Origin of the sequence: Pantoea sp. ANP04 (genome assembly GCF_041982285.1) — a bacterium.
GTDB classification, from domain to species: Bacteria; Pseudomonadota; Gammaproteobacteria; order Enterobacterales; family Enterobacteriaceae; genus Pantoea; species Pantoea eucalypti.
This window is the reverse complement of record NZ_JAUTYS010000007.1, coordinates 70,736-97,033: the sequence shown is the minus strand read 5'-3', so window position 1 is coordinate 97,033 and position 26,298 is coordinate 70,736. Positions and strand designations below refer to the sequence as shown.

The 26,298-nt window shown below is 55.2% G+C and carries 24 protein-coding genes and 2 pseudogenes; 11 read left to right on the top strand and 15 right to left on the bottom strand.

All coding sequences use genetic code 11. The features are described 5' to 3' along the window. Positions 1-102 precede the first annotated feature (102 nt). On the top strand, positions 103-312 hold the full coding sequence (locus Q7C21_RS11485; protein WP_003849685.1) for a SymE family type I addiction module toxin: 210 nt from the start codon (positions 103-105) through the stop codon (positions 310-312). 735 nt (positions 313-1,047) lie between these two features. Here the strand turns inward: Q7C21_RS11485 and Q7C21_RS11480 are convergent. From Q7C21_RS11480 to glyQ, 5 genes and pseudogenes are all read right to left on the bottom strand, one after another. Then, positions 1,048-1,509, bottom strand: a complete 462-nt coding sequence (locus Q7C21_RS11480) for a hypothetical protein (RefSeq protein WP_033761724.1) — start codon at positions 1,507-1,509, stop codon at positions 1,048-1,050. After that, positions 1,496-1,840, bottom strand: a pseudogene (locus tag Q7C21_RS11475) (polymorphic toxin type 25 domain-containing protein); the annotation flags it as partial. The pseudogene Q7C21_RS11475 and the gene Q7C21_RS11480, both read right to left, overlap by 14 nt. 24 nt (positions 1,841-1,864) lie before the next feature. After that, a pseudogene (locus Q7C21_RS11470) lies at positions 1,865-2,203 on the bottom strand (VENN motif pre-toxin domain-containing protein); the annotation flags it as partial. 100 nt (positions 2,204-2,303) lie between these two features. Continuing rightward, positions 2,304-4,373 (bottom strand): glycine--tRNA ligase subunit beta, encoded by a 2,070-nt coding sequence (glyS, locus tag Q7C21_RS11465; protein WP_375150733.1) that lies wholly within the window; start codon positions 4,371-4,373, stop codon positions 2,304-2,306. A 9-nt stretch (positions 4,374-4,382) separates the two neighbouring features. Beyond that, positions 4,383-5,294 (bottom strand): glycine--tRNA ligase subunit alpha, encoded by a 912-nt coding sequence (gene glyQ / locus Q7C21_RS11460; RefSeq protein ID WP_003849680.1) that lies wholly within the window; start codon positions 5,292-5,294, stop codon positions 4,383-4,385. 219 nt (positions 5,295-5,513) lie between these two features. On the opposite strand from glyQ, the gene Q7C21_RS11455 reads away from it, so the two are divergent. After that, the gene (locus Q7C21_RS11455; RefSeq protein ID WP_003849679.1) at positions 5,514-6,509 is read left to right on the top strand and encodes an acyltransferase; all 996 of its coding nucleotides are present in this window, start codon (positions 5,514-5,516) and stop codon (positions 6,507-6,509) included. Here Q7C21_RS11455 and Q7C21_RS11450 read toward each other — a convergent pair. Both Q7C21_RS11450 and yieH read right to left on the bottom strand, forming a co-directional pair. Further along, on the bottom strand, positions 6,494-7,426 hold the full coding sequence (locus tag Q7C21_RS11450) for a GlxA family transcriptional regulator (RefSeq protein WP_375150732.1): 933 nt from the start codon (positions 7,424-7,426) through the stop codon (positions 6,494-6,496). The genes Q7C21_RS11455 and Q7C21_RS11450 overlap by 16 nt on opposite strands. Positions 7,427-7,439: 13 nt before the next feature. Then, positions 7,440-8,099, bottom strand: a complete 660-nt coding sequence (yieH, locus tag Q7C21_RS11445; RefSeq protein ID WP_039658648.1) for a 6-phosphogluconate phosphatase — start codon at positions 8,097-8,099, stop codon at positions 7,440-7,442. Positions 8,100-8,250: 151 nt separating this feature from the next. Between yieH and Q7C21_RS11440 the strand changes: the two genes are divergently transcribed. Continuing rightward, the gene (locus Q7C21_RS11440; protein ID WP_008926398.1) at positions 8,251-9,564 is read left to right on the top strand and encodes an NCS2 family permease; all 1,314 of its coding nucleotides are present in this window, start codon (positions 8,251-8,253) and stop codon (positions 9,562-9,564) included. Positions 9,565-9,600: 36 nt separating this feature from the next. Here the strand turns inward: Q7C21_RS11440 and Q7C21_RS11435 are convergent, their stop codons facing one another. Further along, a complete protein-coding gene (locus Q7C21_RS11435) occupies positions 9,601-10,350 on the bottom strand; it encodes a 4'-phosphopantetheinyl transferase family protein (protein WP_375150731.1) in 750 nt (249 codons plus the stop codon). Positions 10,351-10,682: 332 nt separating this feature from the next. Between Q7C21_RS11435 and Q7C21_RS11430 the strand changes: the two genes are divergently transcribed. Continuing rightward, positions 10,683-11,150: a 2TM domain-containing protein gene (locus tag Q7C21_RS11430; protein WP_375150730.1), complete on the top strand. Its 468-nt coding sequence runs from the start codon at positions 10,683-10,685 to the stop codon at positions 11,148-11,150. Positions 11,151-11,193: 43 nt separating this feature from the next. Here the strand turns inward: Q7C21_RS11430 and Q7C21_RS11425 are convergent, their stop codons facing one another. From Q7C21_RS11425 to rpmH, 6 genes are all read right to left on the bottom strand, one after another. Continuing rightward, complete coding sequence (locus Q7C21_RS11425; protein ID WP_003849667.1) at positions 11,194-11,784, bottom strand: malonic semialdehyde reductase; 591 nt, start codon at positions 11,782-11,784, stop codon at positions 11,194-11,196. Between the two features lie 265 nt (positions 11,785-12,049). Continuing rightward, complete coding sequence (gene mnmE, locus Q7C21_RS11420) at positions 12,050-13,414, bottom strand: tRNA uridine-5-carboxymethylaminomethyl(34) synthesis GTPase MnmE (protein ID WP_375150729.1); 1,365 nt, start codon at positions 13,412-13,414, stop codon at positions 12,050-12,052. 92 nt (positions 13,415-13,506) lie between these two features. Then, complete coding sequence (gene yidC, locus Q7C21_RS11415) at positions 13,507-15,153, bottom strand: membrane protein insertase YidC (protein WP_003849663.1); 1,647 nt, start codon at positions 15,151-15,153, stop codon at positions 13,507-13,509. Between the two features lie 2 nt (positions 15,154-15,155). Next, complete coding sequence (yidD, locus tag Q7C21_RS11410; RefSeq protein ID WP_008926397.1) at positions 15,156-15,413, bottom strand: membrane protein insertion efficiency factor YidD; 258 nt, start codon at positions 15,411-15,413, stop codon at positions 15,156-15,158. Further along, positions 15,377-15,736, bottom strand: a complete 360-nt coding sequence (gene rnpA, locus Q7C21_RS11405) for a ribonuclease P protein component (RefSeq protein ID WP_008926396.1) — start codon at positions 15,734-15,736, stop codon at positions 15,377-15,379. The genes yidD and rnpA overlap by 37 nt, the downstream gene beginning before the upstream one ends. 14 nt (positions 15,737-15,750) lie before the next feature. After that, a complete protein-coding gene (rpmH, locus tag Q7C21_RS11400; protein WP_003849659.1) occupies positions 15,751-15,891 on the bottom strand; it encodes a 50S ribosomal protein L34 in 141 nt (46 codons plus the stop codon). A gap of 597 nt (positions 15,892-16,488) precedes the next feature. Here rpmH and dnaA point away from each other — a divergent pair. From dnaA to Q7C21_RS11370, 6 genes are all read left to right on the top strand, one after another. Continuing rightward, positions 16,489-17,904 carry a chromosomal replication initiator protein DnaA gene (dnaA, locus tag Q7C21_RS11395; RefSeq protein ID WP_003849649.1) on the top strand — a complete coding sequence of 472 codons (1,416 nt, stop codon included), beginning with the start codon at positions 16,489-16,491 and terminating at the stop codon, positions 17,902-17,904. 4 nt (positions 17,905-17,908) lie between these two features. Next, positions 17,909-19,009, top strand: coding sequence for a DNA polymerase III subunit beta (gene dnaN, locus Q7C21_RS11390; protein WP_003849646.1), 1,101 nt, complete (start codon positions 17,909-17,911; stop codon positions 19,007-19,009). Between the two features lie 220 nt (positions 19,010-19,229). Continuing rightward, positions 19,230-20,315, top strand: a complete 1,086-nt coding sequence (gene recF / locus Q7C21_RS11385) for a DNA replication/repair protein RecF (RefSeq protein ID WP_003849644.1) — start codon at positions 19,230-19,232, stop codon at positions 20,313-20,315. An 18-nt stretch (positions 20,316-20,333) separates the two neighbouring features. After that, positions 20,334-22,742, top strand: a complete 2,409-nt coding sequence (gene gyrB / locus Q7C21_RS11380) for a DNA topoisomerase (ATP-hydrolyzing) subunit B (protein ID WP_140034180.1) — start codon at positions 20,334-20,336, stop codon at positions 22,740-22,742. 258 nt (positions 22,743-23,000) lie between these two features. Next, the gene (yidA, locus tag Q7C21_RS11375) at positions 23,001-23,810 is read left to right on the top strand and encodes a sugar-phosphatase (protein WP_039658658.1); all 810 of its coding nucleotides are present in this window, start codon (positions 23,001-23,003) and stop codon (positions 23,808-23,810) included. 116 nt (positions 23,811-23,926) lie between these two features. Continuing rightward, on the top strand, positions 23,927-25,195 hold the full coding sequence (locus Q7C21_RS11370) for a DUF3748 domain-containing protein (RefSeq protein WP_140034179.1): 1,269 nt from the start codon (positions 23,927-23,929) through the stop codon (positions 25,193-25,195). Here Q7C21_RS11370 and Q7C21_RS11365 read toward each other — a convergent pair. Continuing rightward, complete coding sequence (locus Q7C21_RS11365) at positions 25,161-25,529, bottom strand: YceK/YidQ family lipoprotein (RefSeq protein WP_283543753.1); 369 nt, start codon at positions 25,527-25,529, stop codon at positions 25,161-25,163. The two genes, Q7C21_RS11370 and Q7C21_RS11365, sit on opposite strands and share 35 nt — an antisense overlap. Positions 25,530-25,816: 287 nt before the next feature. Between Q7C21_RS11365 and ibpA the strand changes: the two genes are divergently transcribed. Next, positions 25,817-26,233 carry a small heat shock chaperone IbpA gene (gene ibpA / locus Q7C21_RS11360; protein WP_003849623.1) on the top strand — a complete coding sequence of 139 codons (417 nt, stop codon included), beginning with the start codon at positions 25,817-25,819 and terminating at the stop codon, positions 26,231-26,233. Positions 26,234-26,298: the final 65 nt, after the last annotated feature.

Genomic DNA, 26,298 nt, shown 5'->3' with positions numbered 1-26,298 from the left:
AAAACAGTAAAGGAAGAACGTAACGAGAGATTTTTAGCGCGGACTGAAGGTGGTGGAACACCAACAGCCCGCTGACCACAACTAACTGAATCGGAGTTAATTATGGCTGGAAGAGATTCTACGTCAGAACCCGCTGTACCCCAAGCACGTAAAAGCGTCGTCGGTTACCGCCCCAACGGCGGCAGACCGAATCCATTACCTCAACTGACCATCAAAGGACGATGGCTGGAGCAGTGGGGATTCGTCAAAGGCCAGCCAGTCAGCATTATCGCCGAACAGGGCCAACTGATTATCCGGCTGGCTAAGGAGTGATCGGCAGGTAAAAAAATCCCGGCATTTAAAGGCCGGGATTGAGTGTTTATTCAGGTGGGAATTTCTGCTTTTTTCTTTTCTTTAACCACATTTTTATACAGATTCTGATACCCAGGATAAGGCCACCGACCTATCCAGATTTAAAGAAAGATGCAAAAAAATCATTCCAACTTAACGCTGCTCACCTAATTGAATTGATTTATTAAAGAAATATTGAGCTTTAGAATCACTTAAATCCATTGGTGTTCTCCAGCCGCCTATAGCATCTTTAGGGCCAGGAACATATTTACTGTCTTCAAATAAATAAGCCAGATCAGCCGTATTCTGCTCCGCAATCGGTGTTTCCGTAATACTTCCATCTGTATTCAGCGCGCCTTCAATATTCTCCGTATGGCTTGCTACTTGCTCACCAGATCTAGCTGGCGTAACTAACGACGTCCCTTTATTTTCATCCTGAACTGGATTTACCAGTTTGCCAATGTTTTCTGTGCCTGCAAGTTGAGCACCACCAGTATTTAAATGGGCATACTAATCCTGCAACGAACTCAGATACTTCCCAATAATCTCATCGTTATCCATTATCTACAGGGTGACAAGACGCTCCAGTCATTGGAGGGCATTTTATCAGCTACATCTTTAATGGCCAGTCCGGCAGGCCCTGCTTTTACCCCGATTTCCAGCAACTGCTCTGCGACCTTTTTCCGGCAGCAATATAGTGTAATGCAAGATTACTTTTTAATTGCAAAGAACTACAATTAACCATGCTGTATAAGCCAGTCTTGATAGCCAGAGAAAAATCGAGCCAAAGGATAGATCTGTTTTTGTCAAAAAAACCTTTATGAAATAAAAGGGGCTTTTATCATCAGTAAATCCTTGGTGGAGATACTTCCCGTACAATGCAAAAAGAAAAAATGCAAGTCCTCCGGAAAAATTAGACATTAACAATAATTCATCCGCCCCCCTTCGATACTCCGCTATCGCTGCAGACATATATCCAAGAACAAGAAAAACCAATGCACAGTTTGATAAAGCATCCCGTTTAAAAAACATATAATTGAAATAAAGCATGGAGTCCTTACCTACCTTAGCGCCACCAAGATTTTTATAAACAAAAATAAAAAAACAACCACCCCATAACAATAAAAAACATAACAACATAAAGGATGAAACATTGAAAATAATATCATTCGAAATCATAGCGGTATATTTCCTTAGTGGAGTCACCGTTCATATCTATTTTTTTATCATAGGAATCAATAGCAGAACCTGTAAAACCAATTCCCAGTCCAGAGAAAACGAAATACCAATGCCATCTTTCCCGCCAGACATTTCCTACAGAACCGGGACCAAAACCGACGCTAGTTGAATAATCACGATTTAAGTCTCCAAACAATCCCGGGAAATATGGACCAAAGTCAATACCGATTGAAGCTCCAGCCTTAATACCAAATTCTTTAGTGTATCCTGTAGAAATAGAGAAGTAATCATTATTAATCTCAGATCCTCTTTTCAAAGCAAGTCCCACGCCACCTGAAACTTCAACTTTTCCATTAGGTTTAACCTTATATTCAGTCCCCCAGGAAGGCCCTTCACCAATAGCAATATGATTCATCCCTTCCTGAATTTTTTCTGGTGTCAGATTATTGTCCTTGCCATACTGATTCCACGAGCCTACGGTCAGTCCGTAATCATTTGTTCCTGATGACAACATGCTGTTCCAGCCATCATTGAGCGAGTTATTCTCAATCGCATTTTCCCCCGCCTGAGCACCCGCCACAACATCCGCCGTACTGTCACCCACGACTCCACCCGCAAGTCCCGCCGCCAGCGTCCCCAGAGCGCTGATCGTCTGCCGCTGCTCTTCGCTCAGGTCGTCACGCTTAACCCCCGGATTTACGAAAAAGCATACGTATACTCAGGCTATCCCGGCCCAAAACATTCCATAAAAAAAAGGGACGATTGCTCGTCCCTTTTCCGCACCGCTAATCACATTACTGCAGCAGCGAGATATCCGCGACCTGCAGGAACAGCTCACGCAGTTTTGACAGCAGCGTCAGGCGATTGACCCGCACCGCCTGATCTTCGGCGTTAACCATCACTTTATCGAAGAAGTTATCTACCGCAGTACGCAGCTGAGCCAGTTCGACCAGCGCATCCTGATAACGACCTTCCGCGAAGTAAGGCTGCAGCTTGCTGCTCAGCGCGGTGACAAAGGTCGCCAGCTGGATCTCTTCGTTCTCTTTCAGCAGCGACGCCTGCACGCTCTCATTCAGCGTTTCGGTCGATTTCGCCAGAATGTTAGAGACGCGCTTGTTCGCCGCCGCCAGTGCTGAGGCTGCTTCCAGCGTACGGAAGTGCGACACCGCTTTCATGCGTGCATCAAAGTCAGCCGGACGGGTCGGACGACGCGCCAGAACGGCCTGCAGCGTGTCGATGCTGTGACCCTCTTCCTGATACCAGGTGCGGAAGCGACCCAGCATAAAGTCGATCACATCATCGACCACGCGGGTGTTGCTCAGCTTGCTGCCATACAGACGCACCGCTTCGTCAGTCAGCGTTTGCAGATCGAGCGGCAGATTCTTCTCAACGATGATACGCAGCACGCCCAGCGCCGCACGACGCAGTGCGAACGGATCCTTGTCGCCTTTTGGATGCTGACCGATGCCAAAAATACCGGCCAGCGTATCCATTTTGTCAGCAATCGCCAGCGCACAGGCAACCGGGCTTGACGGCAGATCATCACCGGCAAAGCGCGGCTGGTACTGCTCGTTCAGCGCGACCGCCACATCTTCTGCTTCGCCGTCGTGACGCGCATAGTGCATGCCCATCACGCCCTGCGTGTCGGTGAACTCAAAGACCATGTTGGTCATCAGGTCACACTTCGACAGCAGGCCTGCGCGGGTGGCGTGATTCACATCGGCGCCAATTTCACCGGCAATCCAGCCCGCCAGAGCCTGAATGCGGTCGGTTTTATCGCGCAGTGTGCCCAGCTCTTTCTGGAACAGGACGGTTTCCAGACGCGGCAGATGATCTTCCAGACGCTTTTTGCGGTCGGTGTTAAAGAAGAACTCCGCATCGGCCAGGCGTGGACGTACCACTTTTTCGTTGCCGGAGATGATCTGGCGTGGTTCGCTGGACTCGATGTTGGTGACGAAAATGAAGTTCGGCATCAGATTGCCGTCATTGTCATACACCGGGAAATATTTCTGATCGCCTTTCATGGTGTAGACCAGCGCTTCCGCAGGCACCTTGAGGAATTTCTCTTCAAAGGTCGCGGTCAGGACCACCGGCCACTCCACCAGCGAGGTCACCTCTTCCAGCAGGCTGTCGCTGATATCGGCGTTGCCGCCTAAGCGACGTGCGGCTGCTTCTGCATCGGCTTTAATCATCGCTTTGCGAACCTGATAGTCTGCAATGACCTGGCCGCGTTTTTCCAGCACATCAGGGTACTGATCGGCGTTGTCGAGCGTGATTTCGCTTTCACCCATAAAGCGGTGACCACGAATAACCCGGTCTGACTTAATGCCCAGAATGGTGCCAGGGATCAGTTCATCGCCCAGCAGCATCGTCACAGTGTGAACCGGACGAACGAATTGCACATCGCTGTCGCCCCAGCGCATCAGTTTTGGCACTGGCAGCTTGCTGAGTGCGGTCGCAATCATCGCAGGGAGCAGCGCCTGAGCGGCTTCGCCTTTGACCTGAGCGCGGTAAACCAGCCATTCGCCTTTATCGGTGGCAAGGCGTTCAGCCTGATCGACAGTAATGCCGTTACCACGCGCCCAGCCTTCGGCGGCTTTGGTGGCGTTGCCATCAGCATCAAACGCTGCGGAAACAGCTGGACCGCGCTTCTCCACTTCCCGATCGGGTTGTGAGGCGCTCAGGTTTGCCACTTTCAGTGCCAGACGACGCGGTGCAGCAAACCAGCTGACCTCGCCGTGGCTCAGGTTGGCGGCATCCAGTTCAGCGGTGACCTGCGCGGCAAAGGCTTCTGCCAGGCTGCGCAGGGCTTTTGGTGGCAGCTCTTCGGTGCCGATCTCCACCAGGAAGGTTTGTTCAGTCATGGCTGCCTCTTACTTTTTGTTATTGCACATCGGGAAGCCCATTGCCTCGCGAGAGGCGTAGTAAGCTTCAGCCACGGCTTTGGTCAGGGTACGAATGCGCAGAATATAGCGCTGACGCTCTGTTACCGAGATCGCTTTGCGGGCATCCAGCAGGTTGAAGCTGTGTGCCGCTTTCAGAATGCGTTCATAGGCGGGCAGTGGTAGCGGTTTTTCCAGCGCCAGCAGATGCTGCGCCTCTTTCTCGTACTGCTCGAAGCAGGTAAAGAGGAAATCGACGTCGGCGTATTCGAAGTTATAGGTGGATTGCTCCACTTCGTTCTGATGGAACACATCGCCGTAGGTGGTTTTGCCCAGCGGGCCGTCGCTCCAGACCAGATCGTAAACGCTGTCGACGCCCTGGATATACATCGCCAGACGCTCCAGGCCGTAGGTAATCTCGCCGGTCACCGGCTTACACTCCAGGCCGCCAACCTGCTGGAAGTAGGTGAACTGCGTCACTTCCATGCCGTTGAGCCACACTTCCCAGCCGAGTCCCCAGGCACCCAGCGTCGGGTTTTCCCAGTTATCTTCCACGAAGCGAATGTCATGCACCGTCGGATCCATACCCAGCTCTTTCAGCGAGCCGAGATAGAGCTCCTGAATGTTGTCCGGTGACGGTTTGATGATCACCTGGAACTGGTAATAGTGCTGCAGACGGTTCGGGTTTTCACCGTAGCGACCATCGGTTGGACGGCGTGATGGCTGCACGTAGGCGGCGGCGATCGGCTCCGGGCCGAGTGCGCGCAGGCAGGTCATCGGGTGTGAAGTGCCAGCGCCCACTTCCATGTCCAGCGGTTGGACAATGGTGCAGCCCTGACGCGCCCAGTAATCCTGCAAGGTCAGGATCAGCCCCTGAAAGGTTTTGGTATCAAACTTTTGCATGTTGAGTGTGCACGCGCTTCGGTTAGATTAAAAAAGAGGCCGACAGTATACCCTTTGACCGCGCGATGTGCAGCCGTAAATCCCAGGCGCAACCGGCACGTTTTCGCAGTGATTCAGGGCGCTGGCATACAGATGCCTCTGAATCCTGTTGGCAGCAGTTGTTGCTCTGGTCGCATTTGACTACCCTTTGGCGCACGGAGCGATGCGCAAGAGGACGCCATGCCGCAGAAGATTTACTGGATAGACAATTTACGCGCGGTCGCCTGCCTGATGGTGATCGTGATTCACACCACCACCTGGTATATCACCGGGCCGATGGCGGTGACGGGCACCACCTGGGATGTGGCAAATCTGCTGAACTCGGCATCACGCGTCTGCGTTCCGCTGTTCTTTATGATCTCCGGCTATCTGTTTTTCGGCGAACGCAGCGCCCAGCCGCGCCACATGGTCAGGCTGGTGCTCTGTCTGCTGTTCTACAGCGCGGTTTCGCTGGCCTATATCACCTGGCTGACGCCGATCAGCGAAGGACGGTCGATCCTGAAGATGCTGCAGAAGCCGGTGTTCTATCACCTGTGGTTCTTCTTTGCGCTAATTGGCATCTATCTGATGTCGCCGCTGATTCAGGTAAAAAATGTGCAGGCGCGTTATGTGGCGCTACTGGTGCTGGTGCTGGCGGTGCTGGCCAACCCCAATACGGTCAGTCAGTCGCTGGGCCCGTTTCATTTCCTGCCGGTTAACCTCTATGTCAGCGGTGACAGCATTTACTACCTGCTCTATGCACTACTGGGACGGGCGATTGGCACCATGGATACGACCCGGCGCGGCCTGACGCCGCTGGCTACCGGACTGTTTATCGCCTGTGTGATTGGTATTACGCTGGGGACGAAAAAGGCGCTGATCGTCAACGGCGCGTTTAACGATACCTGGTATCTTTACTGCGGACCGCTGGTGTTTATCGCCGCCATCAGCCTGCTGATCGTGTTTAAAAACAGCCTGAACCAGCGCACTCTTCCCGGTTTAACGCTGATTGCCCGTTATTCACTGCCAATCTACGGCTTTCACGCGCTCTTCATTCACTATCTGCGCACGCATCACTACGATGATATGTCGCGTCCCTGGCTCGACCTGCCCTGGGTGTTTGGGCTGACGCTGGGCGGCAGCCTGCTGCTGGGAATGGCACTGAAACGCGTCGATACCCGTCATTTCGTCAGCTGATCGGCTTCACGCTGGCGGGCGCGTCGTAGCTGGCGCGCCGATGAAAACCCCGCCGCCAGCGCCGCTTTTTCGGCAGACTCACCCTGCTGCTGACGCTGGCGCGCCACGCCAACCCGCAGCTGCTCATGGTATTCCCGCACGCTGATCCCCAGATGCTGACGAAACAGACGCGCCAGATGGCGGCTGCTGACGTGGGTGCGTCCGGCCAGTTCGGTCAGCGTCCAGCCATGCTCTGGATGGGCAATCATCAGATCCTGCGCGCGGTGAATGGCCGGATGCATGTGGTTGCGATAACGCAGCCAGGGTGAAAGCTGTGGGTCGTCACCAGCGCGGCGAAACCAGACCACCATTTCCCGCGCCACCGCCAGCGCGGTGGGGGTATCACAGAGCTGAGCGATCAGATGCAGTGCCAGGTCGATCCCGGCCGTGATGCCCGCGCTGGTCCAGATATTCTCATGCCCGACAAACACCCGATTCTCCTGCACACGTGCACGTGGAGCCGCCGCTTTCAGCCGGGCAATCACATCATGATGAGTGGTGCAGAGTACGTCATCGAGCATGCCCGCCTGCGCCGCCAGCAGCGCACCCGAACAGACGCAGACCAGCATAAAGGTCTGCGCGCACAGCGCGCCGTTCTGGCGCCTCAGCCAGTCGCGTGCTTCTGCGGCCTGAGGTGTGGCATAACAGATTTGCGAATCATAGACGCCCGGCACCACCAGAAGGCTCCCTGCTGGCAACTGTTCCGGTAAGGGTTCAATGCCGCCAATGGTCATGCCGGTGGAGCAGACCACCTCCGGCTGCGGACCAATATAGCGCAGCGAAAAGCGATCGCCCGCCAGCTGCAGCGTCTCAGCCGGGCCGGTCAGATCCAGCGCCATCACGCCAGGCAGGGTTAAAAACCAGACGGTACGAGTCATATTCTGGCCAGCGCTACGCCAGATCCCAGCCACGGGCGCGCCACAACGCAGGCAGTTGCGCCATATCGTCGAAGCGGGTCACCAGCGGGTGGTCCAGTTCAGGGTTGTGTGGGTCAGCGCAGTAGTAGTAGACAGGAATGCCAGCGGCGATACCGGCGCGGGCGCCCGCTTCGGAGTCATCCACCAGAATGCAGCGCTCAATCGGCACCTGCATCTGTTCTGCAGCGTGGTACATCAGTTCCGGATCGGGCTTCCAGTGCAGAATGTCATAGCCGCTGTAGAGGTGCTCCTCGAAAAGCGGCAGCATGCCGGTTAAGCCCAGCGAGTGCTGCATCTTTTTTACGGTTCCGTTTGAGACTACGCACATCGGCACTTTTATCTGCTCAACCAGCGCTTTCGCGCCTGGGATGGGCTGCAGTTGCAGATCAAACAGTCTTGCCACTTCCGCGCGATAAGCTGTTTCCACCTCTTCCATCGGCAGCGTTACCTGATGCGCATCGCCCACGTCACGAATGATGTCGTAGAGTTTGACGCCTTTATACTTTTCAAACATCTGCTGCAGCGACAGCGCCAGGCCGTAACGGGCAAAGGTGTTAACGTAGGCCTGGGTACAGAGCAACTCACTGTCGACCAGCGTGCCATCGCAATCAAAAAAGACGCATTCTACTGACATCAGACTCTATCCTTCGATTCGGGGTGTATTCCACACTCTACCGCACTCAGCGCAGATTGCGAGACTGGCAATCGGTTGCGAAAAATCATTGTATTGCCCCGGTAAAATCGCCAGGATACGCGCCGATGATTTTTTCTTCTGGATGGATGGCATGAGCAAGCAAGGCGTTTTGCAGCGCATCTTCAGGCTGCAGGAACATGGCACCACGGTGCGCACCGAAGTGATCGCGGGTATCACCACTTTTCTGACGATGGTCTATATCGTCTTCGTCAATCCGCAGATCCTCGGCGTCGCCGGCATGGATACCCAGGCGGTGTTTGTGACCACCTGTCTGATCGCCGCCTTCGGCAGCATTCTGATGGGACTGTTTGCTAATCTGCCGGTGGCGCTGGCACCCGCAATGGGGCTGAATGCCTTCTTCGCCTTTGTAGTGGTCGGGGCGATGGGCTATTCGTGGCAGGTCGGTATGGGCGCGATTTTCTGGGGCGCGGTTGGCCTGCTGATCCTGACGCTGCTGCGGGTGCGCTACTGGATGATTGCCAATATCCCGCTGAGCCTGCGCGTTGGCATCACCGCCGGTATCGGCCTGTTTATCGCGATGATGGGGCTGAAAAATGCCGGCATTATCGTACCAAATCCCGATACCCTGGTGGCGGTAGGGAATCTGACCTCGCACAGCGTCCTGCTGGGCGCACTCGGCTTCTTTATTATCGCCATTCTGGCATCACGCAATATCCACGCAGCGGTGTTGATCTCAATGGTGATCACCACCGGCATCGGCTGGATGCTGGGCGACGTGAAGTTTGTCGGCCTGTTTTCAGCACCCCCATCGATAACGTCTGTAGTCGGTCAGGTCGATATTAAAGGCGCATTCAACATTGGCATGGCGGGGGTGATCTTCTCCTTTATGCTGGTCAATCTGTTCGACTCCTCCGGCACACTGATCGGCGTTACCGATAAAGCGGGACTGACCGATGAAACCGGCACCTTCCCGCGCATGCAGCAGGCGCTTTATGTCGACAGCATTAGTTCGGTGAGTGGCGCGCTGGCGGGCACCTCATCCGTGACCGCCTATATCGAGAGCACGTCGGGCGTGGCGATTGGGGGTCGTACCGGGCTGATGGCCGTGGTGACCGGCCTGCTGTTTCTGCTGGTAACCTTCCTGTCACCGCTGGCCGCAATGGTGCCATCCTACGCTGCGGCGGGCGCGCTGATTTACGTAGGCGTGTTAATGACCGCCAGCCTGTCGCGCGTGCGCTGGGATGATCTGACCGAGGCCGTTCCGGCCTTTGTGACCGCTGCCATGATGCCCTTCAGCTTTTCCATCACCGAAGGCATTGCGCTGGGGTTTATCGCTTACTGCGTAATGAAGCTCGGCACCGGACGCTGGCGTGAAATCAGCCCCTGCGTAGTGATTGTTGCGCTGCTGTTTGTTCTGAAGATTGTTTTTGTGGACGGGCACTAAGCACATTCAGGGCCGCAACCTTCGGGTTGCGGCTTTTTACATTTCAGGATGCAGGCTGCGCTCGCTGGGCAGGCTGGTCAGCCGCAGGGCAAGAGGCCCGATATTGGGCTTACCCATCTCGATTTCGCGTAATGCGCGCCACTGAAAGTCGCTATCCATCTCCCACAGGTGCAGACGCTGGGTCGCAGACGACAGCGCGCACGACCAGACCAGCACAGGCTCCGCATCGCACACCACCTGGATATCAGGATAAAGTGACGATCGCAGCCGACCCGCTCCCGGCAACAGCCGCAGCGAATCCAGTCCCCGATCGCCCTCTCCCGTCAGCTTGAGAATGCTTTGCCGTAACGTCCAGATCTGCGTCACCGCTTCCATGGCATCCTGCTGGGCATTAATCCAGGCGATCTCGCCCGAGGTGAATCCCTGAATCAACTGGTCCTGCGTCTGACGGCTCCGCGCATGGACGATCTCCATATCCAGACCGGCACGTCCTCCTTCTTCGGCCAACAGGACGCCCACCGTATTTCCCGCATAGGCGATACTGAAATCGGGCAGTTCGCTGTCAGCAAACACCGGACGTCCATTGCTCTGGATAATCAGGCGCGGCAGTGTCTGAATGCCATAAACCCGCAGCATAAGCTGTGCGAGCAGGGTTCGTGCGGCAAGAAATCGCCCACGGCGTTTGTCAGCAAACTGCTGTGCCGTGTCGGTAATCGCCTGGGGAATACACATATCTTTCGCCGGGAAGCCGGGGTCGCCCGTCCAGCGTACAAAATGACCAGCCATCTGTCGCTCCGTGAAAATGGTCAGATAATCATCAGAAGCATTGTAGGAATTTTCTTAACACATTGCATCCGTCAACGCGAACATTAGTTTAAATTCAGAATAGGATGAGCGGCGTCGCGAGGGTCAGAACTGGCGAATGGTGTTTCATCAGGGGACACCCTTAGCAGAACCGGGTTTGATGCGCGTGCCTGGTTAGCCATCCCGCGGGCAGCCAGCGTAGCTGCGACACTGCTGTCATGCGGGTGTCAGGCTGCTGTCGGGTCAGGATCGTGTTACTGCCGGACGTTCCGCCGCACACTTTTCCTTCCTGTCTGTTACTTCGGAGAATAAGAATGAGCAGCATCAACAGATTTAAAGAACATCGCCTGGTACGGGCGTGGTCACAGGAACAGCTGGCGGAAATGGCGGGACTGAGCACCCGCACCGTGCAGCGTATTGAAAATGGTGAGCGGCCGGGACTGGAAACCCTGAGTGCGCTGGCTGCCGTCTTTGAGGTGAACGTTGCTGATCTGACCGGTCCGCAGAACGGCGAGGATCAGGCACTGGATCAGCGGATTACTGATGCGCGCAGCAGGATCGCCGATGAAGCACGCTTTTACCGTTCACTGATTACTGCGGTGGTGGTTTGCGGACTGCTGTTCGTCCTGAATCATGTGACGGCGCCGGATGATCACTGGTCGCTCTGGGTTGCGGCAATCTGGGGAGCGCTGCTGATTGTCCGGACGATGCGGACCTTTGTGTTTCATGGGCTGACGCAGCGCTGGCAGCAAAAGCGCCTGCAGAAAATGCTGCGCCGTTAATGCGGTGCTCCGCGTCGCGAACTGAATCGCGACGCGGAGAGCATCAGGCGAAGCGGCTCGCCTGATCAAAGCTCAGTCGCGGCAGACGCGGATGCAGTTTTGATGCGTCACCATATCCGAGGTTGATCAGCAGGTTAACCTGATACTGACCGTCCGGGAAAAAGGCGTCATTGACTTTGGCCGGATCAAAACCGGACATCGGACCGGCATCCAGACCCAGCGAGCGAGCCGCCAGAATCAGATAACCTGCCTGCAGGCTGCTGTTACGGAAAGCCGTCTCTTTCGCCGCTTCCGGGCTGCCGGTAAACCAGCTACGCGCATCCGCATGCGGGAACAGCGCGGGCAGTTGTTCATAGAACTCGCGATCCCAGGCCACTATCACCGTGACCGGCGCGCTCATGGTTTTGTCCAGATTGCCGGAAGAGAGTGCCGGTTTCAGCTTCTCTTTGCCTTCCGCAGACGTTACGAAAACAAAACGCGCTGGCGAGCAGTTCGCCGAGGTCGGGCCCAGTGCCGTTAAGGCATAGAGCTGTTCCAGCAGGGCGTTATCGACAGGCTTATCCTGCCAGTAACTGTGAGTGCGGGCGTCATTAAACAGCGTGTCCAGTGCGGCAGTGTCGAGCGGTGTACTCATGTAACTCTCCTGTTACAGGCGAAAAGCTTCGCCCAAGGGTGTTCACGTTGTGGATTTGCGCCCGGCCCGACGCGGCTGGATGAGGCGGGGATCATTCACCGCAATCTGTAGCCGCCGTCAGATCGGCGCGTCTACCGTTATACGACAACGCGGTGCCGTCGCAAAATAACTTATCAGCAAGAATGAACGCAGAGGCGGGAATAGCAGAAGATAGCGCGAGGCGGGAAATCAGGCCTGACAGCGTATCGCCATCAGGCCAGTGAGGCTATTTACCAATACAGAAGCTGGAGAAGATACGACCCAGCAGATCGTCAGAGGTGAACTCGCCGGTGATTTCACTCAGCGCCTGCTGAGCGACACGCAGCTCTTCGGCCAGTAACTCACCCGCCCGGGCACCGAGCAGCTGTGCTCGGCCCTGCTGTAAGTGCATTGCCGCCAGCTCCAGCGCCTGGAGATGACGACGGCGTGCCAGGAAGCCGCCTTCCATGTTGCCTGCAAATCCCATGCTCTGCTTCAGGTGATCACGCAGTTCATCAACGCCTTCACTGGTACGTGCCGACAGACGAATCAGTGAATGACCGTTTATTTCTGTCAGACCGGGAGGCTCACCGGTGACGTCTGCTTTGTTGCGGACCACGGTAATCGGCAGTTCCGGCGGCAGACGGGAGACAAAATCGGGCCAGATAGCCGCTGCTTCGGTGGCATCGGTGGTGGTGCCATCGACCATAAACAGCACGCGATCAGCCTGCTCTATCTCCTGCCAGGCACGCTCAATCCCGATACGTTCAACTTCATCGCTGGCCTCACGCAGACCGGCGGTGTCGATGATATGCAGCGGCATGCCATCGATATGAATATGCTCACGCAGTACGTCCCGGGTGGTGCCCGCAATGTCTGTAACGATGGCGGCATCACGGCCCGCCAGCGCATTCAGCAGGCTCGATTTACCCGCATTAGGCCGGCCCGCAATCACCACTTTCATCCCTTCACGCAGCAGGCTGCCCTGACGCGCTTCGGCGCGGACCGCATCCAGATCGCCGATCACCGTATTCAGCTGCGCTTCGATTCTGCCGTCAGAAAGGAAATCGATCTCCTCATCCGGGAAGTCGATAGCCGCTTCGACATAAATCCGCAGATGAGTAAGGGCTTCCACAAGATGATTGATGCGGGTGGAGAACGCGCCCTGCAGCGAGTTGACCGCTGACCGTGCCGCCTGCTCAGAGCTGGCATCAATCAGGTCGGCAATCGCTTCGGCCTGCGCCAGATCCAGCTTGTCATTCAGAAACGCCCGCTCAGAAAACTCACCCGGCTGGGCAATACGCACGCCAGGCAGCGCCACGATGCGCTTCAGCAGCAGGTCAAGAATAACCGGACCGCCGTGCCCCTGCAGCTCCAGCACATCTTCGCCGGTAAAGGAGTTGGGGCCAGGAAACCACAGCGCAATGCCCTGATCCAGCACGCTGCCGTCACTATCGGTAAACGGCAGATAATCGGCGTAACGCGGCTTAGGCAGTTTACCCAGTAGCTGGCGGGCAACCTCTGCCGCCTGGGCGCCAGAGACGCGCAGAATGCCTACGCCGCCGCGTCCAAGCGGTGTTGCCTGGGCAACAATGGTATCGCTGTGGCTCATAAATTTTCTCTCGCTACAAAAAACACAGGCGGTCGCTTTGACCGCCTGAGAATAGACTATTTAAGGGCGGGATGACTCCCGCGCTGAATCGCTTACGCTTTCTTCTTATCGCGGCTATGCAGACCACGTTTTTCCAGGCCGCGATAAATCAGCTGCTGCTGGAGAATGGTGACCAGGTTGCTGACGATGTAGTACAGCACCAGACCTGACGGGAACCACAGGAAGAACACGGTGAAAATCACCGGCATGTAAGTCATGATCTTCTGCTGCATCGGATCGGTCACGGTGGTCGGTGACATCTTCTGAATGAAGAACATGGTGATGCCCATCAGAATCGGCAGGATGTAGTACGGGTCCTGCGCTGACAGGTCATGGATCCACAGAACGAATGGGGCATGACGCAGTTCAACCGAGCCTGACAGCATATAGTAGAGCGCCAGGAAGATTGGCATCTGAATCACCAGCGGCAGACAGCCACCCAGCGGATTCACTTTCTCTGCTTTATACAGCGCCATCATTTCCTGGCTCTGCTTCTGCTTGTCATCACCCAGACGCTCACGCATCGCCTGAATTTTCGGCTGCAGCATGCGCATCTTGGCCATCGAGGTGTACTGCGCTTTAGTCAGCGGGTACATGATGCCGCGCACGATGAAGGTGATCACGATAATGGAGAAGCCCCAGTTACCGATGAAGCTGTGGATGAATTTCAGCAGTTTGAACAGCGGCTGAGAGATAAACCACAACCAGCCGTAATCCACGGTCAGATCAAGGTGCGGCGCAATCGCGGCCATCTTGTCCTGAATTTCCGGGCCGACCCACAGCGTTGCACCCAGATTCTGCTGTGCGCCTGCGGCAATGGTGACCGGTGCAGATTTATAGCCAATTGCCGCAACGCCGTTACCCAGGTTGCTGGTGTAAAGGGTGTTGGTGCCTTCGGTACGCGGAACCCATGCCGTCGCAAAGTACTGTTGCAGCATCGCCACCCAGCCATTGCTGGTGGTCGCGTTCAGGTTCTCGTTGTCCGCGATAGTGTCGAATTTATACTTCTCATATTTCGACTCGCTGGTGGAGTAGGCCGCACCACGGAAGGTGTGCAGCGCAAAGTTGTTGCTGCCGGTATCACGATGCTTTGGCAGATCAATCGTCTGCTTCAGCTGGCCAAACAACGACACTTCCAGCGGCTGCTGCGTGGTGTTGTTGACATGATAATCGACATTAACGGCATATTCGCCACGCTTGAAGATGAAGGTTTTGGTATAAACCACGCCATTTTCAGCGGTATAGGTCATCGGCACACGCAGTTCGGACTGGCCATCAGCCATCTCGAAGTGATTCTGTGCAGCGTTGAACAGCGGACGTGCACCGTTGTTCGGGTTATCCGGGCCATTACGACCGGTTAAACCGCTCTGAGCCTGATAAAGGAATGCTGGCGTTGTTTCAAGCAGCTGGAACGGCTGGTCTGAACCCAGTTTGTCCGGGAAAGTCAGCAGCTGTGCTTGTTCAACATCACCGCCTCGGGTGTTGATATTCAATGACAGGACATCAGTCTTAACGGTGATCGTCTGGCCCTGACCGCTGGCCGGTACACCCTGACTGGCGGCATCACCCGCTACGCTGTTGGTGCCCTGTGTGGTCTGCGTCTGCTGTGGCTGCGGAGCGTGGTCCGTCTGCCAGGCTTGCCAGATCATAAAGGTCACGAACAGAAAAGCGATGAGAAAGAGATTGCGTTGCGAATCCATCGTTAATGTTCTCTGGTATCAAAGGTTTTTGGCGGCACAGGATCGTCACCACCCGGGTTCAAGGGGTGGCATTTTAATACGCGTTTTAATGTCAACCAACTGCCTTTTATCAGGCCGAACCTGCGTAATGCCTCAATTCCGTAATGAGAGCAGGTCGGGTGAAACCGACAGTGTGGTCCCAGTAATGGACTGATACCGCGTTGATAGACGCGTATCAGGACGATCAGGAGCCGCGCGCCAGGCGACAGTGACGACGCCATAATTTCTCCAACGCTTCCGCCAGCATACGGTTATCCAGATCGGCAACCCCCTTCTTCGCGACCACCACGAAGTCCATCGACGGCAGTTCATGTTGACGCAGACGAAAGCTTTCGCGGGTCAATCGCTTGATCCGGTTGCGTTCATGAGCGCGTTTCACATGTTTTTTAGCGACGGTGAGACCGATGCGGGGATGCCCCAGCGCGTTAAGGCGGCCGAGAATAGTAATTTGCGGCGTGCCAGCCCGTTGTGGCTGCTGGAAGACGAAAGTGAAATGAGTGGGAGTTAACAAACGTAACTCCCTGGGAAATGCGAGCTTACCCATCAGGGCTTGCTTTATTACTTAGAAACGGTCAGACGAGAACGGCCTTTAGCACGACGACGTGCCAGAACCTGACGACCATTTTTTGTTGCCATACGAGCACGGAAACCGTGTGAACGGTTGCGCTTCAGTACGGACGGTTGAAAAGTGCGTTTCATGGCGGTTTCTACCTAAACTTGAAAATTTTCACTGGGTGACGCGTTTCGGGCCAGAAAATCGACCTACGCCTCAATGTGTCTTTAATAAAGAGGCGGGATTGTAATAATTGTACAGTCCCGAGTCAATTTACTTCGCGTGTCATAGTGCCTGAAAACCCGCATACAGCCCGCAGAGTCCCGACTTTGCGCCTGATGGCTCAATGTCGGGTGGAGAATTATACGGGCTCCGCACTAAAGCGCAAGGATCGCGCGGGATCTTATTGCGATCGGCTCACCGGATCCTGGGGATAAAATGAGATAACGTCCGAAATTTTCATCTATTGCGTCAGATCTCTGCTGGTTTTTCCCGCAACTGGCGTAAACTTCTTTGCGCGCCTCTGGCCTGTGGATAAAAAGGATCAAAACTGTGTAGAAAGGGGAGATCTCTGCCTCGCTTTGCGCTATGATCCGCCCTTCCGCTGACGATCCTCCGGTGATTGCAGGACGGAAAACCGCTGATAGCGGTCGCAGGCGCTTTCTTAGTGTCTGTGTCAAAAATGAACGTTTCTTAGAGTAACGCCTACTATTCTTTTCGAATTTGTACGAGTGGAGTCCGCCGTGTCACTTACGCTTTGGCAACAGTGTCTTGCCCGTTTGCAGGATGAGCTTCCTGCCACCGAATTCAGCATGTGGATCCGTCCACTCCAGGCTGAGTTAAACGACAATACGCTTGCCTTGTATGCTCCAAATCGCTTCGTACTCGACTGGGTTCGGGACAAATACCTTAATAGCATCAACGCACTGCTAAATGAATTTTGTGGTCCAAACGTGCCTGCACTGCGTTTTGAAGTAGGTACGCGCCCGGTTCAGCAGCAAGCGGCAGCGGTCAGCCAGCCCGTCATGGCCAGCGTCAGCGCGCCCGTGATGCCCGTACAGAGCCATATTCGTCCGGCCCCGGCGCAGATCATGCGTCCCAGCTGGGATAATGTCCCGGCTCCGGCCGACGTCACTTACCGCTCGAATGTGAATAACCGTCATAACTTCGATAACTTCGTTGAAGGTAAATCCAACCAGCTGGCGCGCGCGGCGGCACGTCAGGTGGCGGATAATCCAGGCGGCGCTTATAACCCACTTTTTCTGTATGGCGGCACGGGTCTCGGTAAAACGCACCTGTTGCATGCGGTGGGCAACGGCATTATTGCCCGCAAACCCAATGCAAAAGTGGTTTACATGCACTCCGAGCGTTTTGTACAGGATATGGTTAAAGCGCTGCAGAACAATGCAATTGAAGAGTTCAAACGCTACTACCGTTCTGTGGATGCGCTATTGATCGATGACATTCAGTTCTTTGCGAATAAAGAGCGCTCACAGGAAGAGTTCTTCCACACCTTTAATGCCTTATTAGAAGGCAATCAGCAGATCATCCTCACCTCGGATCGCTATCCCAAAGAGATCAACGGTGTAGAGGATCGTCTTAAATCGCGCTTCGGCTGGGGTTTAACGGTGGCGATCGAGCCGCCTGAGCTGGAAACGCGTGTGGCGATCCTGATGAAAAAAGCGGATGAGAACGACATCCGTCTGCCGGGTGAAGTTGCCTTCTTTATTGCCAAGCGTTTGCGCTCTAACGTGCGTGAACTGGAAGGTGCACTGAACCGCGTCATCGCCAATGCTAACTTTACCGGTCGGGCGATCACCATCGACTTCGTGCGTGAAGCGCTGCGCGATCTGCTGGCGCTGCAGGAAAAGCTGGTCACCATCGATAATATTCAGAAGACCGTGGCTGAGTACTACAAGATTAAGGTGGCAGATCTGCTTTCCAAACGCCGTTCGCGCTCGGTAGCGCGTCCGCGCCAGATGGCGATGGCGATGGCGAAAGAGTTGACGAACCACAGCTTGCCAGAAATTGGCGACGCTTTTGGGGGTCGCGACCACACAACGGTGCTTCATGCCTGCCGCAAGATTGAGCAGCTGCGTGAAGAGAGCCACGATATCAAAGAAGATTTCTCTAATCTCATCAGAACATTATCTTCCTGACGCTATGAAATTTATTGTTGAACGTGAGCAGCTGCTGAAGCCGCTGCAACAAGTTAGTGGCCCACTGGGTGGTCGTCCGACGCTGCCGATTCTCGGAAACCTGCTGCTGCAGGTTACAGAAGGTTCGCTGCTGCTGACCGGTACCGATCTGGAAATGGAGATGGTCGCACGTGTGGCGCTGACGCAGGCGCATGAGCCTGGCTCCACCACCGTTCCGGCGCGAAAATTTTTGGATATCTGTCGCGGATTGCCGGATGGTGCAGAAATCACGCTGGCGCTGGAAGGCGATCGTATGCTGGTTCGCTCTGGCCGCAGCCGTTTTTCGCTGTCGACCCTGCCCGCCAGTGACTTCCCGAATCTCGACGACTGGCAGAGTGAAGTTGAATTCACCCTGCCGCAGGCGACCCTGAAACGGCTGATCGAAGCGACTCAGTTCTCGATGGCCCATCAGGATGTGCGTTACTACCTCAACGGCATGATGTTTGAAACCGAAGGGGAAGAGCTGCGCACTGTAGCCACTGATGGTCACCGTCTGGCCGTTTGCTCCATGCCGATTGGTCAGGCACTGCCGAGTCATTCCGTGATTGTGCCACGTAAAGGCGTCATTGAGCTGCTGCGTCTGCTGGATGGCGGCGATACGCCTCTGCAGGTCCGGATTGGCGGCAGCAATATCCGCGCGCACGTCGGCGACTATATCTTTACCTCTAAGCTGGTTGATGGTCGCTTCCCTGACTATCGCCGCGTATTGCCGAAGAATCCCGATAAAGTGCTGGAAGCGGGCTGCGATCTGCTCAAACAGGCCTTTGCCCGTGCTGCCATCCTTTCTAACGAGAAGTTCCGCGGTGTTCGCCTCTATATCACCGAAAATCAGCTAAAAATTACCGCCAATAACCCTGAACAGGAAGAAGCGGAAGAGATGCTGGATGTCAGCTATAACGGCACGGAACTGGAGATCGGTTTTAACGTCAGTTACGTGCTGGATGTGCTGAACGCGCTGAAGTGCGAAAACGTCCGCCTGCTGCTGACGGATTCAGTGTCGAGCGTGCAGATCGAAGATGTGGCGAGTCCCGCAGCAGCTTACGTCGTCATGCCCATGCGCTTGTAGGTGTGATATATCGGCCTGGCTTACTTGCTATGTTGTGCCCCGGCAGTGCTCGCCATCATCACGTACTTCAGTACGCTCCGGTGGCTGTGCGCTGGCGAGGCGCAACGTAGCGGCGACGCCGACGGCCTCGTGACTGGGATGTCGGCCAAACCTGCTTTGCCGTTAACGCACTTGATCGCCAGGTCCAAAAACTTTATTGCCCTTCACGCTGGATTGATTCATGGCTTTAACCCGCCTTCTTATCAAAGATTTTCGTAATATTGAGCAGGCCGACCTGCAACTGGCCCCCGGATTTAATTTCCTGGTGGGTGCCAACGGCAGTGGGAAAACCAGCGTTTTAGAGGCGATTCATACGCTGGGGCATGGTCGATCGTTTCGCAGTTTGCAGGCGGGTCGCGTCATTCGTCACGACGAGGCGGCGTTCGTCTTGCACGGGCGTCTGGAAAACGCAGAGCGGGAAATTTCTGTCGGGCTGACCAAAAACCGGGCCGGTGACAGCAAAGTGCGTATTGATGGCAGCGATGGTCATAAAGTCGCAGAGCTGGCGCAGCTGCTGCCGATGCAGTTAATCACGCCTGAAGGTTTTAGTCTGCTGAATGGCGGTCCCAAATACCGCCGGGCCTATGTCGACTGGGGCTGCTTCCATAACACGCCCGGCTTTTTCAACGCATGGAACAACATGCGTCGCCTGCTTAAACAGCGGAACGCGGCGCTTCGCCAGGTCTCACGTTACAGCCAGATTCGCCCCTGGGATCAGGAGCTGGTTCCGCTGGCTGAACAGATTAGCCAGTGGCGCGCGGAATACAGTGCGGCGATATCTGCAGAGATCACCGCCACCTGTAGCCAGTTTCTGCCAGAGTTTGAACTGCGCTTCTCCTTCCAGCGTGGCTGGGACAAAGAGAGTGATTACGGCGAACTGCTGGAACGTAACTTCGAGCGCGATCGTGCGCTGACTTATACCGCCAGCGGCCCCCATAAAGCCGATTTTCGTATTCGGGCTGAAGGGACGCCGGTGGAAGATTTACTCTCACGCGGGCAGTTAAAACTGCTGATGTGTGCATTGCGTCTGGCACAGGGCGAGTTCCTGACAAGCCAGAGCGGACGCCGCTGTATTTACCTCATTGATGACTTTGCTTCTGAGCTGGATGAGAGCCGACGACGCCTGCTGGCGGACCGGTTAAAAGCCACTCAGGCGCAGGTGTTTGTCAGCGCTATTTCTGCCGGGCATGTAATCGACATGACTGACGAAAAGGGCAAGATGTTCCGCGTGGAACAGGGTAAAATAGCGGTTCAACCTGAAGATTAAAATGAGCGAGAAACGTTGATGTCGAATTCTTATGACTCCTCAAGTATTAAAGTCCTGAAAGGACTTGATGCGGTACGCAAACGCCCGGGCATGTATATCGGCGATACCGATGACGGTACCGGTCTGCATCACATGGTATTCGAGGTCGTGGATAACGCAATCGACGAAGCGCTCGCTGGTCACTGTAGTGACATTGTGGTCACCATCCACGCGGATAACTCCGTTTCGGTGCAGGATGATGGACGCGGCATTCCAACCGGTATTCACGAAGAAGAGGGCATCTCTGCCGCTGAAGTGATCATGACCGTGCTGCATGCTGGCGGTAAGTTCGATGATAACTCCTATAAAGTCTCCGGCGGCCTGCATGGCGTGGGCGTCTCCGTGGTTAACGCCCTGTCGCAGAAGCTGGAGCTGACCATTCGTCGCGAAGGCAAAGTGCATCAGCAGGTTTACGTCCATGGCGTACCGCAGGCACCGCTGGCGGTAACGGGTGAAACCGACATTACCGGGACCCGCGTGCGTTTCTGGCCGAGCCACGAAACCTTTACCAACGTGCGCGATTTTGAGTATGACATTCTGGCGAAACGCCTGCGTGAACTCTCATTCCTCAACTCGGGCGTGTCTATTCGTCTGGAAGATAAGCGCGATGGCAAAAACGATCACTTCCATTACGAAGGCGGCATCCGGGCGTTTGTTGAGTACCTGAACAAAAACAAAACCCCTATTCACCCTACCGTGTTCTATTTCTCTACTGAGAAAGATGGCATCGGTGTGGAAGTGGCACTGCAGTGGAACGACGGTTTCCAGGAAAACATCTACTGCTTTACCAACAATATCCCGCAGCGTGACGGTGGTACACACCTCGCCGGTTTCCGTGCGGCGATGACCCGTACCCTGAATGCCTACATGGACAAAGAGGGTTACAGCAAGAAAGCCAAAGTCAGCGCCACCGGTGATGATGCCCGTGAAGGTCTGATCGCCGTAGTGTCGGTGAAAGTGCCGGATCCAAAATTCTCCTCGCAGACCAAAGATAAACTGGTCTCCTCCGAGGTGAAATCGGCGGTTGAGCAGCAGATGAATGAGCTGCTGGCAGAATACCTGCTGGAAAATCCATCAGACGCCAAAATCGTCGTCGGCAAAATCATCGACGCAGCCCGTGCCCGTGAAGCGGCCCGCCGCGCCCGTGAAATGACCCGCCGTAAAGGCGCGCTGGATCTGGCAGGTCTGCCAGGCAAACTGGCGGATTGCCAGGAGCGCGACCCGGCGTTGTCCGAAATCTACCTGGTGGAGGGTGACTCCGCAGGCGGCTCGGCTAAACAGGGCCGTAACCGTAAGAACCAGGCGATTCTGCCGCTGAAAGGTAAAATCCTTAACGTTGAGAAAGCGCGTTTCGACAAGATGCTTGCTTCCCAGGAAGTTGCCACGCTGATCACCGCGCTGGGCTGTGGTATTGGTCGCGATGAGTACAACCCGGACAAGCTGCGTTATCACAGCATCATCATCATGACCGATGCCGACGTCGATGGTTCACACATCCGTACCCTGCTGCTGACCTTCTTCTATCGTCAGATGCCTGAAATCATTGAACGCGGCCATGTTTATATCGCCCAGCCGCCACTCTACAAAGTGAAGAAAGGTAAGCAGGAGCAGTACATCAAAGATGACGAGGCGATGGATCAATACCAGATCGCTATCGCGCTTGATGGTGCGACGCTGCACACCAATGCCAGCGCACCCGCGCTGGGCGGTGAGCCGCTGGAGACACTGGTCTCTGACTTCAACAGTACCCAGAAGATGATCAAGCGTATGGAACGCCGTTATCCGATGGCGATGCTGCGTGCGATGATTTATCACGACACGCTGAGCGATCTGAGCAACGAAGCAGAGGTCACCACCTGGCTGAACGGTCTGGTGAGCTATCTGACCGAACGCGAAGCGCACGGCAGCACCTATCTGGCACAGGTGCGTGAAAACCGCGAAACGAACCTGTTCGAGCCGGTGCTGCGCGTCCGTACCCACGGTGTGGATACCGACTATCCGCTGGAAGCGGATTTCATTCAGGGGCCTGAGTATCGCAAAATCTGCGCGCTGGGTAGCCAGCTGCGTGGTCTGCTGGAAGAAGATGCTTACATTGAGCGTGGCGAACGTCGTCAGCCAGTGGCAAGTTTCGAACAGGCGATTGAGTGGCTGGTGAAAGAGTCGCGTCGTGGCCTCTCCGTCCAGCGCTACAAAGGTCTGGGTGAGATGAACCCGGATCAGCTGTGGGAAACCACCATGGATCCAGACAGCCGTCGTATGCTGCGCGTCACCATTAAAGATGCGATTGGCGCTGACCAGCTGTTCACTACGTTGATGGGCGATGCGGTGGAACCGCGTCGCGCCTTCATCGAAGAGAATGCGCTGAAAGCCGCCAATATCGATATCTAACCGGCAGCGGACGTAACAGGCCATCACTCAGGTGATGGCCTTTTTTTTGTACCGTACGGGCGAAAATCCATCAGGCCGCGCCCCGGCTGTTCGCCAGGCGAACCCGCAACTATCCGAAAAGCCGTGATTTAAATCCACCGCGATCTCTTTGCCGCCTGAACCCAGCGGTTTGCTGCCCGTTCCTGCCTGCCATGAAGCTGGTCAATGTGCGCTGAATCGCGCTAGCATTGAATAAAACCCAGACGCTACGAGGATTGTATGGCTATTAAATTGATCGCTATCGACATGGATGGCACCCTGCTCAACCCGCAACATGAGATCACACCAGGGGTGAAATCTGCCCTGGATCGCGCCCGCCAGAAAGGTGTGTCGATTGTGCTGACCACCGGCCGGCCATTTGTGGGTATCCAGCGCTATCTGATGGAGCTGGATATGCAGACGCCCGGCCAGTATGCGATCAGCAACAACGGTGCGCTGGTTCATCAGGCCGAAGATGGTGAGTGCGTGGCGGAAGTGACGCTGACCTTTGACGACTACCTCTACATCGAGAATCTGGCGCGCGAGCTTGGTGTGCATTTCCAGGCGTTCGACAAATCCCATCTCTACACACCCAATAAAGACATCAGTGAATACACCATCCATGAAGCGAGCCTGACCGGCATTCCGGTGCGCTATCGCGCCGTGGAAGAGATGGATCGCGCCATGCGCTTCCCGAAACTGATGATGATTGACCGCCCGGACCTGCTCGACGCGGCGATTGCCCGTCTGCCCGAACATGCTCACCAGACTTATACCATCCTGAAGAGCGCGCCTTACTACCTGGAAATTCTCGATTGTCGGGTGAATAAAGGCCAGGGCGTCAAAATGCTGGCTGACAAGCTCGGTCTTAAGCAGGAAGAGGTGATGGCGATTGGCGACCAGGAGAATGACCTGGCGATGATTGAATACGCCGGAACCGGCGTCGCAATGGGTAATGCCATTGATTCTGTTAAGAAAATCGCGCAGTTCATCACCAAAACCAATATGGAAGATGGTGTGGCGCATGCCATTGAAGAGTTAGTGCTTTAACGGCTCTGTTCTCTGCCGGGCCGCAGCGGCCCGGCTCCCTGCATCCGGCAAAAAAGCTGCACCGCAAAACAGAATCGCGTAATTTGTCGGGCAACGCTGTCTCCGTGGGTTTTATCATGTCAGAAAAACAGATCACCTTTGCTGCCCGTCAGCATCAGCTCACCAATATCAATATCTGGACTGCCGACAGTCAGTGGCTGGCGTTTGACGTCCGCCCCTCGGGCGCGTCGTTTACCAGCCAGACCATTGAGCGGGTCAATGTGATGACCGGAGAGGTAGAGGTGCTCTATCAGGCCCGACACGGAGCCCACGTCGGTGTCGTTACGGTCAGTCCCGACCTGCCGCCACGCTACGTCTGCATTCATGGCCCGGAACATCCTGATGCCAGCTGGCAGTATGATTTCCACCACCGGCGCGGTGTGATCGTTCAGAACGGCACGGCGGTGAATCTGGATGCCTGCGATATCACGCCGCCGTTCACCCCTGGCGCGTTGCGTGGCGGTTCACATGTTCATGTCTTTAGTCCTGATGGTTCACGCCTGAGTTTTACCTACAATGACCACGTGATGCATGAACTGGATAGCCGTCTGGATCTGCGCAATGTCGGCGTCGGCGTGCCGCTGTGTACTGTCACGCCTGTAAAGCAGCATCCGCGTGAATATGACGGCACTTTTTTCTGCGTGCTGGTGAGCCAGACGCATGCGGAACCACAACCCGGCAGCGACCAGATCAATCGTGCCTATGAGGAGTGCTGGGTCGGTGAGCGCGGTTATCAGAAACCAGACGGCAGCTGGCAGCGCTGGGCTATCGCTTTTATTGGCGACACCGTGACGGCACAGGGCGAGAAACGGCCTGAAGTTTTTATTGTTGATCTGCCTGACGCGCTGGAGGAGTACGCCCGCGCCGGAGAGAAGCCACTGGAGGGCAGCAGCCAGCAGCTACCTGCGCCACCGGCTGGCGTGCAGCAGCGTCGCCTGACGCACAGCCGCGGCGTGGCGCTGCAACCGCGCCACTGGCTGCGTGCTGCACCGGATGGCAGCCAGATCGCGTTTCTGATGGCGGATGCAGGAGAGGTGATCCAGCTCTGGGTGGTGTCGCCCAACGGCGGCGAACCGCGTCAGATCACCCATCTCAGCCACAGCATTCAGTCCGCCTTTAGCTGGCATCCTGATGGCCAGGCGATTGCCTTTATCTGTGATAACAACGTGATGCGATGTGACATTGAGAGCGGCGCGTGTCAGCGGCTGACCGGCAGAACGGAAGAAGCACCGTCAGGTGACGCGGTGGTCTGGTCACCGGACGGAACACAGATTGCTTATATGCGTGAGGTGAATGGCTGGCGGCAACTCTTTACGGTTGCGGCTGCGACCGCACAGGAGGCATAGGCTGCGCCTGTGCCAGGCTTTCGTTGGTATGCGCGAGTCTTTCGCTCTGCAGGATGCGTTCACGTGGGGAGTCGAGAGTTTTGTCCTGGTCGCTACGGTAGTAGTCCCACGGCAGCAGCAGCGTATCCAGCACGGCAGAGAAAGGAAGATCGATTAACGCCAGCGGCTTCAGCGCCCAGCTGGTATCACCATCGGCCAGCATGTCAGCGCTGGCACGGGTGCCGGGATAGTAGCCCTGACTCGCACCGGTGTGAGACATCACGCTGGAACAGCCGGTTGTCACCATTGCGCAGCACACTATTCCAGCCAGAGGTAAGGTCTTTAATTTCATCATCATCATCCCTTCAGTCATGGCATAAGCCTGGCTGAGTTTGCTTGCCAGACAACGTCAACACTCTGGGGCGAAGTCCGTTCTGGTCTGGCAAAAGTAGTCCTGAGTGTATGTCATTTCCTCAGATTGGCGAAAAAAATTGCATTTTACCCTCTTGAAAATCCTCTTCTGACACCCATTTTTACTTTACGGACGCACTCACGGTTGCCGCAAGGGACAGTGAGGTGCCGTATCCAGCCTGTCCACTAGTGGAAGGTTGCCAAAACTTGCTGAACTTCAGGAGTCTTAATATGCGTAATTTTGATCTCACCCCACTTTATCGCTCTGCTATCGGTTTTGATCGCCTGTTTAACCTGCTCGAATCTAATCAGAATCAGAGCAATGGCGGCTATCCTCCTTATAACGTAGAACTGGTCGATGAAAATCACTATCGCATTACGATTGCGGTGGCCGGTTTTTCTCAGAGCGAACTGGATATTACAGCGCACGATAACGTGCTGATTGTGCGGGGAGCCCATCCTGAAGAGCAGGCCGAGCGTAAATACCTGTATCAGGGAATCGCCGAGCGCAACTTCGAGCGTAAATTCCAGCTCGCCGACCACATTGTGGTGCGCGATGCTCGTCTCGAAAATGGTCTGCTGAGCATCGACCTTGAACGTCTGGTGCCGGAAGAGGCGAAACCACGCCGTATTGAGATTCTGAAGTAAGATTGAGATTCTGTATTAACTATGACAAACGCCGCTTATGCGGCGTTTTTTGTTTTTGATGTCAG

Excerpts from the sequence above, each read along its gene's own strand:
- Q7C21_RS11485 (WP_003849685.1), top strand. The coding sequence starts at position 103 with ATGGCTGGAAGAGATTCTACGTCAGAACCCGCTGTACCCCAAGCACGT.
- Q7C21_RS11480 (WP_033761724.1), bottom strand. The coding sequence starts at position 1,509 with ATGATTTCGAATGATATTATTTTCAATGTTTCATCCTTTATGTTGTTA.
- glyS (WP_375150733.1), bottom strand. The coding sequence starts at position 4,373 with ATGACTGAACAAACCTTCCTGGTGGAGATCGGCACCGAAGAGCTGCCA.
- glyQ (WP_003849680.1), bottom strand. The coding sequence starts at position 5,294 with ATGCAAAAGTTTGATACCAAAACCTTTCAGGGGCTGATCCTGACCTTG.
- Q7C21_RS11455 (WP_003849679.1), top strand. The coding sequence starts at position 5,514 with ATGCCGCAGAAGATTTACTGGATAGACAATTTACGCGCGGTCGCCTGC.
- Q7C21_RS11450 (WP_375150732.1), bottom strand. The coding sequence starts at position 7,426 with ATGACTCGTACCGTCTGGTTTTTAACCCTGCCTGGCGTGATGGCGCTG.
- yieH (WP_039658648.1), bottom strand. The coding sequence starts at position 8,099 with ATGTCAGTAGAATGCGTCTTTTTTGATTGCGATGGCACGCTGGTCGAC.
- Q7C21_RS11440 (WP_008926398.1), top strand. The coding sequence starts at position 8,251 with ATGAGCAAGCAAGGCGTTTTGCAGCGCATCTTCAGGCTGCAGGAACAT.
- Q7C21_RS11435 (WP_375150731.1), bottom strand. The coding sequence starts at position 10,350 with ATGGCTGGTCATTTTGTACGCTGGACGGGCGACCCCGGCTTCCCGGCG.
- Q7C21_RS11430 (WP_375150730.1), top strand. The coding sequence starts at position 10,683 with ATGAGCAGCATCAACAGATTTAAAGAACATCGCCTGGTACGGGCGTGG.
- Q7C21_RS11425 (WP_003849667.1), bottom strand. The coding sequence starts at position 11,784 with ATGAGTACACCGCTCGACACTGCCGCACTGGACACGCTGTTTAATGAC.
- mnmE (WP_375150729.1), bottom strand. The coding sequence starts at position 13,414 with ATGAGCCACAGCGATACCATTGTTGCCCAGGCAACACCGCTTGGACGC.
- yidC (WP_003849663.1), bottom strand. The coding sequence starts at position 15,153 with ATGGATTCGCAACGCAATCTCTTTCTCATCGCTTTTCTGTTCGTGACC.
- yidD (WP_008926397.1), bottom strand. The coding sequence starts at position 15,413 with ATGGCGTCGTCACTGTCGCCTGGCGCGCGGCTCCTGATCGTCCTGATA.
- rnpA (WP_008926396.1), bottom strand. The coding sequence starts at position 15,736 with ATGGGTAAGCTCGCATTTCCCAGGGAGTTACGTTTGTTAACTCCCACT.
- rpmH (WP_003849659.1), bottom strand. The coding sequence starts at position 15,891 with ATGAAACGCACTTTTCAACCGTCCGTACTGAAGCGCAACCGTTCACAC.
- dnaN (WP_003849646.1), top strand. The coding sequence starts at position 17,909 with ATGAAATTTATTGTTGAACGTGAGCAGCTGCTGAAGCCGCTGCAACAA.
- recF (WP_003849644.1), top strand. The coding sequence starts at position 19,230 with ATGGCTTTAACCCGCCTTCTTATCAAAGATTTTCGTAATATTGAGCAG.
- gyrB (WP_140034180.1), top strand. The coding sequence starts at position 20,334 with ATGTCGAATTCTTATGACTCCTCAAGTATTAAAGTCCTGAAAGGACTT.
- yidA (WP_039658658.1), top strand. The coding sequence starts at position 23,001 with ATGGCTATTAAATTGATCGCTATCGACATGGATGGCACCCTGCTCAAC.
- Q7C21_RS11370 (WP_140034179.1), top strand. The coding sequence starts at position 23,927 with ATGTCAGAAAAACAGATCACCTTTGCTGCCCGTCAGCATCAGCTCACC.
- Q7C21_RS11365 (WP_283543753.1), bottom strand. The coding sequence starts at position 25,529 with ATGATGAAATTAAAGACCTTACCTCTGGCTGGAATAGTGTGCTGCGCA.
- ibpA (WP_003849623.1), top strand. The coding sequence starts at position 25,817 with ATGCGTAATTTTGATCTCACCCCACTTTATCGCTCTGCTATCGGTTTT.